9 protein-coding genes are annotated in these 12,749 nt (G+C 53.0%); 5 read left to right on the forward strand and 4 right to left on the reverse strand.

Translation table 11 applies throughout. The annotated features are described in order from the left end of the window. Window positions 1-10 precede the first annotated feature (10 nt). The 3 genes from SH580_RS05950 (at window position 11) to SH580_RS05960 (ending at window position 5,444) form a co-directional block, all read left to right on the forward strand. On the forward strand, window positions 11-1,198 hold the full coding sequence (locus SH580_RS05950) for a Gfo/Idh/MocA family protein (protein ID WP_319834094.1): 1,188 nt from the start codon (window positions 11-13) through the stop codon (window positions 1,196-1,198). A 121-nt stretch (window positions 1,199-1,319) separates the two neighbouring features. Beyond that, on the forward strand, window positions 1,320-3,320 hold the full coding sequence (locus tag SH580_RS05955) for a sodium:solute symporter family protein (protein ID WP_319834095.1): 2,001 nt from the start codon (window positions 1,320-1,322) through the stop codon (window positions 3,318-3,320). 48 nt (window positions 3,321-3,368) lie between these two features. Then, window positions 3,369-5,444 (forward strand): hypothetical protein, encoded by a 2,076-nt coding sequence (locus SH580_RS05960; protein ID WP_319834096.1) that lies wholly within the window; start codon window positions 3,369-3,371, stop codon window positions 5,442-5,444. 250 nt (window positions 5,445-5,694) lie between these two features. Here the strand turns inward: SH580_RS05960 and SH580_RS05965 are convergent, their stop codons facing one another. Further along, window positions 5,695-7,086: a hypothetical protein gene (locus tag SH580_RS05965; protein ID WP_319834097.1), complete on the reverse strand. Its 1,392-nt coding sequence runs from the start codon at window positions 7,084-7,086 to the stop codon at window positions 5,695-5,697. A 73-nt stretch (window positions 7,087-7,159) separates the two neighbouring features. Between SH580_RS05965 and SH580_RS05970 the strand changes: the two genes are divergently transcribed. After that, window positions 7,160-8,155: a LacI family DNA-binding transcriptional regulator gene (locus tag SH580_RS05970; protein ID WP_319834098.1), complete on the forward strand. Its 996-nt coding sequence runs from the start codon at window positions 7,160-7,162 to the stop codon at window positions 8,153-8,155. A 39-nt stretch (window positions 8,156-8,194) separates the two neighbouring features. On the opposite strand, the gene SH580_RS05975 is transcribed toward SH580_RS05970, so the two are convergent. The 3 genes from SH580_RS05975 to SH580_RS05985 form a co-directional block, all read right to left on the reverse strand. Beyond that, window positions 8,195-8,569, reverse strand: a complete 375-nt coding sequence (locus SH580_RS05975; RefSeq protein WP_319834099.1) for a hypothetical protein — start codon at window positions 8,567-8,569, stop codon at window positions 8,195-8,197. 172 nt (window positions 8,570-8,741) lie between these two features. Next, window positions 8,742-9,638 carry a hypothetical protein gene (locus tag SH580_RS05980; protein ID WP_319834100.1) on the reverse strand — a complete coding sequence of 299 codons (897 nt, stop codon included), beginning with the start codon at window positions 9,636-9,638 and terminating at the stop codon, window positions 8,742-8,744. A gap of 125 nt (window positions 9,639-9,763) precedes the next feature. Further along, a complete protein-coding gene (locus SH580_RS05985) occupies window positions 9,764-11,677 on the reverse strand; it encodes a sodium:solute symporter family protein (RefSeq protein ID WP_319834101.1) in 1,914 nt (637 codons plus the stop codon). 216 nt (window positions 11,678-11,893) lie between these two features. Between SH580_RS05985 and SH580_RS05990 the strand changes: the two genes are divergently transcribed. Then, complete coding sequence (locus SH580_RS05990; protein ID WP_319834102.1) at window positions 11,894-12,682, forward strand: LamG-like jellyroll fold domain-containing protein; 789 nt, start codon at window positions 11,894-11,896, stop codon at window positions 12,680-12,682. The last annotated feature ends 67 nt before the right edge of the window (window positions 12,683-12,749 follow it).

The following is a 12,749-nucleotide window of genomic DNA, read 5'->3' on the forward strand; positions in this document are numbered from 1 at the left end:
CGACATTTGAATGAATAACAAAAAAGAATTACGACTTGGCTTGATCGGAGCGGGACGACGCGGGGCATTCGCCCAATACATGCATCAGCCGGAGAACAATGTTTTCCTCACGGCCGCTGCCGATACCGATCCGGAAGCGCTTAAAGCGTTTCAGGAAACAATCGAGCGCGAGGTCTACGTGACCGAAGACTATCATGAATTACTGGCACGCCCCGATATCGACGCGGTGCTCATTTCCACGCCGGATGATCTGCACGAGGAACACGCGATCGCGGCATTGAAGGCGGGTAAAGGCGTCTATCTCGAGAAGCCGATCGCTATCACCATTGAGGGTTGCGACCGCATCCTGGAGACCGCGCGCGAGCAAAATGCCAAACTCTACGTCGGGCACAATCTGCGCCACTTTGCTGTGATGCGTAAGATGAAGGAGTTGATCGACTCCGGCGCGATTGGCGAAGTTAAGACCGCTTGGTGCCGTCACTTCATTTCCTACGGCGGCGACGCTTACTACAAAGACTGGCACGCCGAGCGTAGCCGCACCACCAGCCTGCTGCTGCAAAAAGGTGCGCACGACATCGATGTGCTGCACTGGCTCTGCGGCGGTTACACCGAAACGGTCACCGCCATGGGCGAGCTCTCGCTCTATGATCAGATCACCGATCGGCGCGATCCGGAGGTCAAGGGCGACACCTACTGGAACATGGATAACTGGCCGCCGCTCTCGCAAAAGGGGCTGAATCCGGTCATCGATGTTGAGGATATTAATATGATGTTGATGCGCCTGGATAACGGCGTGATCGCTACGTATCAGCAATGCCACTACAGCCCGGATGCCTGGCGCAACTACACTATCATCGGCACCGAAGGACGCATTGAAAACTTCGGCGACATGTCGGGAGAGTGTATGATCAAGCTGTGGAATAAGCGTCACAACTATCAAGCCGAAGGGGATGCCGAGTTTATCATTCCTAAAGAGGAGGGCTCGCATGGCGGGGCCGACCCCAAGATTATTGACGAATTTATCCGCTACATGCGCGACGAGGGCGGCGGCACCATTACCTCCCCCGTGTCGGCCCGCTATAGCGCGGTCACCGGCTGCAAGGCCACCGAGTCGCTCAGAAACGGCGCGATCCCGGTCCAGGTGCCGACCTTAGCGAAGGATCTGGCTGACTATTTCGATAAGTCTACCGGACAGTAATCGGCTCTAAATTCCTTTCGGCGATTCACGCCATATTTTTTTAACACCACAGCTGCTCGCGTTCGCGCGAGTGATCTAAATCAGCACAATGTTTCAACTTGCTCTCACTAATCTCCACCCGGTGGACCTCGGGATCATCGGAGTGATTCTCGCGATTGTTATCGGGTTCGCCATCTACTCGCAGCGATACACGCGCAGTGTGGCGGATTTTCTGTCGGCCAACCGTTGCGCCGGTCGCTACTTGCTGACCGTGGCCTCGGGCTCGGCGGGTATGGGGGCGATTTCGATCGTGGCGACTTGGGAGAAGTTTTATCAATCGGGCTTCACTGCCTTGTTTTGGGGGCAGATGTTGGCGCCGCTCGGGCTGCTGATGGCGCTGTCGGGCTGGATCATCTACCGCTACCGTGAGACGCGGGCCATGACGCTCGCCCAGTTTCTGGAGATGCGCTACAGCCGCCGCTTTCGTGTCTTTAGCGGGGCCCTGTGCTGGTTGAGTGGTGTGTTGAACTATGGGATTTTTCCGGCGGTCACGGCGCGGTTTTTCATCTACTTTCTGGGATTACCGGTCCACATGTGGACGGTGCCGGGCACGGGCTTGGAGTTGAATCTCACCCTCGGTGTTGTCATGGCGATCATCCTGATCTCGGCCTTGTTTGTGACGCTGAGCGGCGGCCAGATCTCGGTCATGGTGACGGACTTTATCCAGGGGCAGATCAGTAACATCGTCTTTCTGATATTGCTCGGGGTGATGCTCTATCTCTTTCCGTGGAGCGTCATTGTCGATACCCTCATGCAGGCACCGGAGGGCGCATCCAAGCTCAACCCTTTCGATACAGGCTCACTGCCGGACTTCAATCCGCTCTTCTTTTTGATCCTGATGTTCCTCACCGTCTATAACTACATGGTGTGGCAAGGCAGTCAGGGCTATAACGCTTCGGCGATCAGCCCGCATGAGGCGAAGATGGCAGGCATTCTCGCGCAGTTCCGCAGTGGGGTCACTTATTTGCTGATCCCGCTGGCCGCTATCTGTGCCTATGTGCTGATGAATGCGCCGGTGCACGAAGCCGCCACCCTGGCCACACAGTCGACGCTGGACGCGATCGGCGACCCTCAGTTGGCCAAGCAAATGACCACGACCGTGGCCATGTCGCAAATCCTGCCGATCGGAGTGGTCGGCTTGTTGGCGGTCGTCATGATCATGGCCTCGCTGGGCACGGACACCACTTACCTGCACTCCTGGGGCAGCATTTTCGTGCAGGACGTGCTCTTCCCGATCCGCCAATTGCGCGGACACGAAGATCGCTTAACTCCCGAAACCCATCTGCGCTGGTTGCGCTGGTCCATCGTCGGGGTGGCCGCGTTCACTTGGTGCTTTAGTATGATTTTCCCACTCAAGGAATACATCCTCATGTATTTCCAAGCCACCGGCGCGATCTTCACCGGCGGCGCGGGTGCCGTGCTCATCGGCGGGCTCTACTGGAAACGTGGCACCACCTCCGGCGCATGGGCATCGATGATTGTGGGCTCCTTCCTCGCGGTGGGCGGCATCCTGACGATTAATATCATCTGGCCCAATGCCGTGCCGGCTTTACAGAATGCCTACCCCGCCAGCGAATGGATACAGTCCCTTCCGGAAAAATTCTGGCTGAATGGTGTGCACATGGCCTTCCTCGCCTCCCTCTCCGCAACGGCTACTTATGTGATCGTCAGCCTGCTCTCTCCCGATCCGCAGCTCAACATGGACAAGCTGCTGCACCGTGGCGAATACGAGGCCAAGACACCTGAGGGAGCCGACCACATAGCACCCGTAGTGACCGGCTGGCGCGGACTGCTGCCCGGAGCGGAATTCACCCGGGGCGACCGGATCATTTACTACCTGAAACTGGGCTGGGTCATGTTCTTCTTTGTCACTTTCATCGGCATCAGCCTCTGGCAAGTCTTCTACAAATGGCCCGACCAATGGTGGGCAAACTGGTGGCTTATCAACCTCATCCTGACCGGCGTAACCGGCACCCTCACCACTATCTGGTTCCTCATCGGCGGCTTTAAGGATCTGAAGGCGATGTTCGCCCGCCTGTCCACTATCCAGCGCGACGCCGAGGACGACGGCACCGTTAACTAGCCTGCCCTACATCTCTTGCAGCAGGGCTTTGCCACCCTGTCGACCAGTATGAAACCATTTCACATTATTCTACGCTACGGGCTGGACCCGTTCAACGGGCTGGAAGAAAACTACCGCCGCTTGCTCGACTTCGTCGAAGAGTCGGGCATCGGGGAGGTCATGTTCCTGATTGCCCCCGAGGAACGCAGTCAGGGGCATGTCACGCTCGACGAGATCAAGCCATGGATTGAGGCGATCCAGCGGATCAAGCCACTGCTCGCGAAAAAAGGAGTCGGAGTAAGCCTGAATCCCTGGACCACGACCTACCATGCCGGACGCGGACGCCACCTGCATTCGGGACAAAGCTTCCGCTTAATGATCGGAGAGACCGGCGCGAACAACGGACTGTCCCCCTGCCCCTTGTGCGAAAATTGGCAGGCCTATTTGATCGAAATCTTCTGCCACCTCACCCGTGAAATCGAGCCCGTTGCCATGTGGATCGAAGACGACTGGCGATTGCACAATCACGGCGAGGAAATGGGCTTTGGCGGATGCTTTTGCGAAGTTTGCCTGGAGCGTTTTGCGCAAAAAACAGGCGAAGCGGCCGACCGCGAAACCGTGCTCGCGCGCATCTTGGCCGGCGGAACGCCGCATCCATGGCGCACCCACTGGCTGGAGCACGCAAAAGAATCCTTGCTCGAGCCAGCAGAAAAACTCGCAGCGGCATTGAAGCAAGAAGCCCCCGCCATGCGTATCGGCCTCATGTCCAGCATCCCCGATGTCCACTGCGTGGAAGGCCGTGATTGGAACCGGCTGATGGATCTATGGAGCCAGGGCGACAAATACCTGATCCGCCCCCACATGCCTCCCTACACGGAAGAGCCGCCGATTCAGACCCCGCCCACCTATTCCCGCCACACCCTCGCCAATCTGGACGGGGACTGCGACATTTTCCCGGAACTGGAAAACTCGCCCCGCTGCGGCCCTTACAGCGTATCACACGCCTACTCTATCTGGGAAATTCAGAACGCCATTCTTTACGGTGCGCAAGGGATCACCATCAACCATTTTGATAACATGGGGATGAACACCTACTACGACCGCGATTTCGGCAAAGCGCTCGGCGCGAAGCGGGAGGTGTTCGATGCACTCATGGACCTCGAACTCGATGATCGCAAGGCACGCGGCGTTAAGATCCTCTTCTCGCCCGACGTCGCCCGACACACACAGACAGCCAACACTGCATCGCTCGACGCGGCACAAATAAATGCCAACGAAGGCAGCCTCAAAGAGCTCCAAGCCAATTCGGTGGCCTGGAGCAAGGTCTTCTACACTCTCGGCATCGCCCACGGGTTTACCCGTAGTCTCGAAGGCGATGACATCCTCGCCGTATCCGATCAGACCCTACGCTGCTACAGCGACAGTGAAATCGAAACACTACTCAGCCGCAAGCTCCTGCTCGATCTGCCCAGCGCCGAAATCCTTGTGCAACGCGGCTTTGGCGCACTGATCGGAGTTCAAGACATTGCCCGCATCCCGCTCGAGCAGTCCCCCTACTCCATCGAAGAAGTAGACGCCACCTTCTTTGGTGAACTCGAAGGCGGCGTCAAAGCACGTATGTGCGCCCAACGCTGCACCCACGCCATCGGCGTGCTCCACTACGCTCCCGGCGTCGAAACACTCTCCACCATTAAGAACGCGCAGTTGGATACCCTCTTTCCCGGCTCCGGGCTATTCACCAACACATTAGGCGGCACCATCTATACCACTTGCTATCCGCTCGATAGCGCGCAATTCTACATGGCCTACTTCAACCGAGTGCGGCAGGAATACTGGACCAAATTGTTATTCAAAATGGGCGGAGCTGAGCAGACCATCGCCTGCGAACACCCGCTTCAAGTGCATGCCCACAACCTTCAGGACGGCATCTCCATCGCCGCCACCAATGTGATATATGACACAGTCAAGCGCCTCGTCATCAAGCTACCCAGCTCCGACATCGCAGCCAAAACCTTTCAAGTCCTAAAGAAAGCAAACTGGGAAACTATCCGACCCAAAGTAAGCCACTCCGAAGACGTAGCCACCCTACAATTCGATCTAGAAATCCCCACACTCCAAACCGCATTCATCACCATTCGGAGATAGTGCATAGAGCTCGCTGAACGCTGGACACCGAATCCTTCGGACGCAACGTGCGCGATTGGCAACACGTTTTGCCCCTAAAGCTTGGTATCACGATCCCCACACTGGCAGGAAAGCCTCGTAGAAATATCGTTATTTGCTCATTCAAGCGTCCCTCTTTTAAGACCTCATAAGATACTTGCCAATCAAGCCCAGAAGAAAAACCATTCAATAACGTTACCCCACAACGTAAAGCACCTCAATCGAATTGCCTTTAGGTGTAATGGAGTTGAGCGGTCGCCACACAATCCTGACTTGAAGTGATCCTCACCCAGTGAGCACTGAATCCAGACGGGAAAGTATAGCTTTGGTAGCCCTCAGCAGGCACCTCGACGGTGGTATAACTATGCCATTCCCCACATCCCATGAAGTCGACTTCAACATTGAAAGAGACTGCGCTCTTCGACTTATGGCTCAAATGCAAGACCTTTTGATCAAAACCAGTCATCAGATAGGGGTCGGAAGTCTCGTTAGACCGGACTTCATCGTTCCACCATGGTCCTCCCCAGCCAGTGGGTTTCCCGTATTGCCAAAGGTCGTCGGTCTTGCCCATCCAAATCCCTGATTGAGGCTCCGCACAGTGCACATTCTCACCACCATCATGGCTACAATTGTCCGCTCCGATAACGAGTAGCCCCTTCCAAGTGCAAAAGTCACTGTGCACCCATAGGTGAGTCGAGATCGGACGGATGCCCCAGACTTTATTACCATAAGCCCACGGGGAAAGTTCATACCACATGCCGTGATGATCCATGAGCAGGCGCTCGTGTTCAACGGATCGGATACGTGGCCATTCCGTTTGCCACTTGTGCTCGTAAGTATGCGACGCTTTCGGGAGTCGATATCGGCGCCAAGTTTTATCAGCCTCCGTATAGACTTTCAAGATAGCGGACGCGCGATCCCAACCCGAGGCGAAAGTGGTTCCGCCAAAGTCCCCTAGGCCATGAACAGTGACGAAAGGCTTGCGCTCCAGAACGACCCATTCTTCACCATCAAACTCCGCGAGTGTGCCCTCCTGTTGTTCGCCGAGGTAATCTGCCTCGCTATAGTCATTATTAGAGACCACTAACTTATCTTTATTAGTATAGCAGTCTTTGAAATGACATTTCATTTCACCGGGCGTATCCAACTCTTGAGTGAGATCGAAGAGTAGTTGGCATTCCAGCGTCTGGACATTCAACTCGAAGAGTTCCCCCTCCATACCCAGCATGTAAACATGGCTATCAGGTTTACTCAGGTGCTTGGCGGTGCCACATAGGCGAATGTCAATCAGTTCTTCGACAGTGCGTACGTTATGCTCCCGGTCAATGACGTGGGGTCCGATAACCAACTGACTCGTCGGGCTATGGACGAAACGATTCGCATAGGTCCCATCGACTCCAGCCGGATGACGGGTCATGTTAAAATCTCCATCAATCACACGGAGGCCGGATCCAGTGCCCGATGTTTTTCGATGAGAGACATAATTCAGAACATACAGTTTGCCAAGCCATGGCATAAGGCAGCCGATTCCAATTTCGCTGCGGGGCGGCCCAAAGTCGGCAACCTGTGCGAGTGAAGGAATGACACCTGAGTAATTTGCGGGGAGATGAGTATTTTGATTCATGACCACCACTCTGAGACCTATTTCCTTCTTGTGGAAGTCCGGTAAAATGTGTTCAGTCACATTTTACCGACACATGCAAAATACCCCCAATAAACGACCTACAATTTATGATGTGGCAAAGTTGGCCGGAGTCAGTCACGCCACTGTATCTCGGGTCGTGCGCGGCGCAGACATCGTCAAGCCCACAACGATTGAAATAGTAAAAGCAGCCATTGAAAAATTAGGTTATCGCCCCGATCCAGCTCTATCCGCTCTGGCCGCATATCGCTCGAATATGCAGCCGCATCAAGGCCATGGTGAGACCTTGGCCTTTATAGATTGCGACGGTTCTGAATATTCAGAAATCGTATATGCAGGGAGTTTAAAAGAAGCGTCCTCACTCGGCTATCAAGTCGAGAAATATGAACTGTCTGAACAAACCCGCGAACAACATCAACTTGCTAGACAACTGTATCACCGAGGAGTCCGTGGATTGATATTCGGCCCCAGCAATCAAGAAAGAGAGCTGAGCGGGTGGAACTGGGATGAACATGCGGCACTGACCTTAGGAACCTTAATGCACTCCCCGAGGCTGCATGCCGTGGCCGCAGACTACTTCTTTGGAGCTTACTCAGCCTGCCACCTATTACGGGGGCGAGGTTGCCAGAGAATCGGTTTAGCCATTGACCCGAGCCTCGAGGCCCGAACCAGCCATCGATGGCTGGGAGGATATTGCGCCGCAATGGATGGTCTTAATCAAAATATCTACCGAAAACCTTGGCCTCCCGCAAAACATTTTCGCACATGGTGCCGGCGCAAAAAGATCGACGGAATCGTCACTATCCACGGAGAATTGAGGGAATACTGGGAAGAGAATTTTGGAAATTTCCTAATGATATCTAGCTTAGACAATCAAGTAAACAAAGAGGGACAGCACTATGTCTTGGAACCGAGCGGTCTTGGCGAAGAAGCCATCCGTATGATCCATCACTTGCTACTAAAAAGAGAATACGGCCTACCTACGAAACCGAGGATAGTAATGATACCGGGCACGTGGACCGGCATCAATGAAATACCGAACTCAAACTGAGCTTCGCTCAAAAAGAAACCAACAAATCGACAGAATCGGTCACCGGATACGCTCCGGCTTCTGATAGTCTTCATCCATAGTATATGGCAAACGCCAGACCGCATCGCCAGATACATTGCAAAAATGCAGGTTCGAGGGCGACATCGTATCGGGATTGTCATTGCCCCCGTCCCAGGAAGCCACCTCCCAATGGCGAGGCGAACCACCGGGTCCAGGTCGTGGGTCGGAGCTCGTTGAATATAGAACAGCAGGATCCCCCCGGGCATCCAGACAGACATTGTGCAAATATACCAGACGCCCCTCGGATGCATAATCACGAACCAATGCCGCAATCTTGGGACAAGTCAGCGGCGGAACAACCGTTCCTCCATCTAACGCAGACCAAGTTTCACCCCCATCATGCGTTTGCACCACATACTAGAGTTCACGCCCCAAGGCGTGGCCGGTGTATTTCGTGAACAAAAGCAGAAAGCGGCCATCCGGCTGAGTGTGTAGATGAATACGCCCGAGGTCAAGAACCTCGGGCGTACAATTAAGTCAACTTAGACTTCCAGAACTGAATAGCACTAGAAGGCAAAAAATACTCCTACTGACGGCGACTTCTTCGAAGCATGGCCACCGCACCAAGAGCAGTGATCGCCATCACCAAGCTGGCACCGTTTGGCTCTGGCACAGTAACGAGGATATTGTCGATGTAATTACTACTATTCCCCTTAATGTAGATCGTAGAGAAACTCGAGAAGTCCGTATCGGTATGGGTTACAATTTCCTCTCCATCGACAGATAACGTCAGCAAGCCGGTCGACGCCTTCCACGACAAACTTATGCTCGCAAATCCAGTCCAATTTTCAGTGTCGTATGTAGCCAGATCGTCATTCGAAGAGCTTGTTTCGTCTGTTGCGGTAACATCATAGCCCGTAATGGCATGTCCAGAATTGCCAATGGCAAGGTCCGCGCTCCCATTGAATGTTGACCAGTCAGAGTAAGTGGTATCTTGGAATTTCGTAATGCTAACACTACCATTTCCTCCATACTGATTCACTAGACCGCTATTCCAGCCGAAACCATAGCCTGCCTCACCATCAGCGTCCAGCAACAGCATCCGCATCCCCCGCTGATAGTCGCTATGGAGCACATTCACAGACAGTGTCCAATCCTGGGTTATTGTCTGCCCTAAGTCCGTGTAGGCGACCCCATTCGCCAATTTCATGTATCTGTTGCCCGTCGGATTAGGATTCAGTCCATCCAACGGGGCAGGACCAAAATCCATAAGGGAGCCGGATAGCGGCGACGAAGCAAAACTCGACCATACCGCCTGAAGTTCAGTAGTATTCGCGTACTGCATATCATCCTCAAAGACAGTGGTCTGCGCGTGAGCCATCCCGGGAAAGAGAGCAAACGAGCCAAGGGCGAATGCAGGCAGGCTCATCAATGAACGCATGCTTATTATATTCGAGTATGTGTATTTGGGTGTTATTTTCATAGTTGTAGTTTATGGTGTTATTCTTAGTGGTGGGATAAATAATAGCTCAACAAAACCCCCGAAGACATCTCACTGCAAATCAGACTTCATGCAGCAAGCTGCAGGCTACATTCCCAGTCCTATCTTCAATGTGAATCTGTCTTTCCAGTTACTTGGGCTTCATCCAAGTTTTGATGCCCGAGGACAGTTCCGTCGTCCAACTCGTTCACCTGCTCAACTTTCAGGCGTGAGAAAAGTGCAATAATATCGCGCACCCCGCCCCAGGTAAACCAAACTGCAGTAATCAAAGCCATACACACCGGGATTCCAACACCGGTGACATGCCAGAAGGACTTCCAAACCTCTTCAGACCACGGCGAGATTAGGTTCCAGATGGAACCAATGACAAAGGTGGAAAACCAAAGCATACTCCAAGCAAATAAACCGTAGGAAATGCATTTATCACCAAACGTGAAATGTTCATTGAAATTGAGAATTCGCTCAAGGATCCCCTTGTTTTTATAGTCAACAGTCTGCATTTTAGCATCCCCAACTGCATCGACGATTTTAGCATACTTCCCACGGTGCAACATTCGATCCAGGTTGAAATCCTCCTTGCAGGTCAGCAACGACACGAGCACGTAGACGGTAATCGCGCACAGAGTCGCGATGAAAGACACTTGCATTCCGTGTAGCGGAAAGGACTCCGCCCAAATCAGACGAGCAATGATTCCGGAAACGGCTAGGCTGGACCCCGTAAGCAAGGCTGCCCATGCCCCAGTAGTTGTGCCCTTTTTCCAATAGAGTCCGCCAATGATCACGGCACCGGCACCACCGACATAAATCGCCGTCGTGACCGCCCACCACATTGCGATAAACTCAGTCTGCGGAAACATGGCGCCGAAGATGAAAGCGAAGATGGCAACCCCCGCAATGGATCGGCGAAGGATCTTAACATGCTGTTTGGGACCAAATGGCTTCTTCCGCAAAGGAACCAAAATATCCTGTACAAATAGACTCCCCCACGAATGCAAATGCGTCGAGTCCCCTCCAAAAATCCCCATGATCAAGATCGCACAAAACGCGCCTTTCACTCCAATAGGCAAGAGATACGAAACTGCCATCGGAATACGCATTTGATCTTGTGAATTCTCTCCCGGGATCATCGCAAGTGCGTTGTTCACCTGTATTGACTCCTGAAGAAAATCCGGATGCATCATGTAGGTCATGGCACACATGGCGAGCAGGTAGACCAATGCTTGTTTACCAAACTCCCGCCAGCGACCGAGAATGCTACCCATTCTGTTTTCGTGCGCGGTCAGACCGGCCGAGTTGTAGGCACTCTGATTCTGCCAAGCCATTGTTCCGTAGACGTTCACAAACGCCGCCATGAGAATGAACCATATATTGAAATCCTTCAGCGATAGAGAATCAAAAGGGTTGATCAAAGACTCTCCATCCGGGCGATCCGTGAGCACATCAGTGATCTGCCCCCAATCAAACATCAGCAGCAAACTGACAATAACAACCAAATAGAGAATCTGCGAAAGCATCCCTTCGATGCAATCAGTCACCATCACAGTGATCTGACCACCGACCAGGGTCAGGTAGAGTGTGACCGACAGCAGCAGTGCCATCACGATCATGTGAGTCGCAACGTCATACCCGAGGACTTCCGTGACGGGAGGTAATCCTATAAATGTAGTGATGACACGCGCACCGATCACCGGAATAATCCCAAAGTTGACGATCCCGGCGAAAAAGCCGAGGAAACCTGTAAAAACCCGAAAGCGCTTACTATAACGCAACTCGAAAAATTGAGCCAAGGTCATCGCCCGCGTCTCACGATACCGGTAGACAACAAACCCTGTGATCGAGATCATGAGCCCCACAGGTATGTTAATCCATGACCACCATGTCCAAGTGAAGCCAGCACGTGAGATGATCTCAAACACAGCGACAAAAACCACAGCCCCTGCCTGCATTTCACCTCGGGCTACCGCGAGAAGATAGCGCCCCGCAACCCGGCCGCCTGACATAAAGTCAGCGACACTTTTCATATACTTCTGCGTGAAAGCGCCGATAAAAAAAACCAACGCCAATGGGGCGATAACAAAGATCCAATCTATAATATGCATAACTCATTTCGATATTCAAAATAGCTGAGCCACTTGGCAATTCACCAAGAATGCAGCAAGCTGCAACGTATTGAAATTGCACAAGGCATTTGCTTAGGATCAAGTATTTGATTCTGCATTAACTCTATAATTCGACACATGACTGAACACGCCGAAAAGACTTTTCTCATCCCATCTCAACCGTCCGACTTCCCTGGTCTCGTTGCGTACTGGGAATTCAATCAACCGGGTCACTCATGGCGCGCCATCCAGGGGGAACCTTATACACTGACCACCTCGGGCGAACCACTACAAATAACGAGGGATAAATCAGTTCCACTCGGAGGCTCTGCCATCGTCATCCCTGAAGGCACATGGCTGACTTGCCCACGATCCGAATGCCCCAAGCTAGATATTCATGGCGAAAATTGCCAGTTAACTGTAATCGCATGGTTGCGGCGAGAATCCACACAACATGGCGGTTGCGAGTTCATCGCGGGGCAGTGGAACGAAAGTCAATTAGGCCGCCAATATGGTTTATTTTTAAACATATCCGTATGGCGACAGCATCACCAGATTACAGGACACCTATCTAATGTGGGCGGTCCGACTCCCGGGTATAAATACTGTATCGACGGTGCAGTCGGACAATCCGCAGTCCCATGTGACGAATGGTCAGTTGTCGCAATGAGTTACGATGGTTCCCAAGGCTACGTCTGGCTGAATGGAGCCCTCGATGTCAGACCAGGATTGAACCCCTACAGTATGGCAGGAGGCTTACACGATGGTGGTTCCAGTGGTTCTGATTTCACAGTAGCCGGAGTCGACCGTAGCGGGTGTATGGGTAATTTTTTCAAAGGTCAGCTCGCGGGACTTGCGACCTATAACCGTGCCCTCACTCCCGCCGAGATTTACGCCTTATCGACATGCCACGAGCGAGGCTGCTAAGCAGCTCCCTTTAATTGAAACAATTTGACGGTGATTCCCTTATTAAGGAAATCACCGTCAGGAAAGA

This window comes from Coraliomargarita algicola, from assembly GCF_033878955.1.
Classification (GTDB): domain Bacteria; phylum Verrucomicrobiota; class Verrucomicrobiia; order Opitutales; family Coraliomargaritaceae; genus Thalassobacterium; species Thalassobacterium algicola.

What these genes read in the sequence shown, in the direction of transcription:
- SH580_RS05970 (WP_319834098.1), top strand. Translation starts at nt 7,160, where the DNA reads ATGCAAAATACCCCCAATAAACGACCTACAATTTATGATGTGGCAAAG.
- SH580_RS05950 (WP_319834094.1), top strand. Translation starts at nt 11, where the DNA reads ATGAATAACAAAAAAGAATTACGACTTGGCTTGATCGGAGCGGGACGA.
- SH580_RS05985 (WP_319834101.1), bottom strand. Translation starts at nt 11,677, where the DNA reads ATGAAAAGTGTCGCTGACTTTATGTCAGGCGGCCGGGTTGCGGGGCGC.
- SH580_RS05980 (WP_319834100.1), bottom strand. Translation starts at nt 9,638, where the DNA reads ATGAAAATAACACCCAAATACACATACTCGAATATAATAAGCATGCGT.
- SH580_RS05965 (WP_319834097.1), bottom strand. Translation starts at nt 7,086, where the DNA reads ATGAATCAAAATACTCATCTCCCCGCAAATTACTCAGGTGTCATTCCT.
- SH580_RS05960 (WP_319834096.1), top strand. Translation starts at nt 3,369, where the DNA reads ATGAAACCATTTCACATTATTCTACGCTACGGGCTGGACCCGTTCAAC.
- SH580_RS05990 (WP_319834102.1), top strand. Translation starts at nt 11,894, where the DNA reads ATGACTGAACACGCCGAAAAGACTTTTCTCATCCCATCTCAACCGTCC.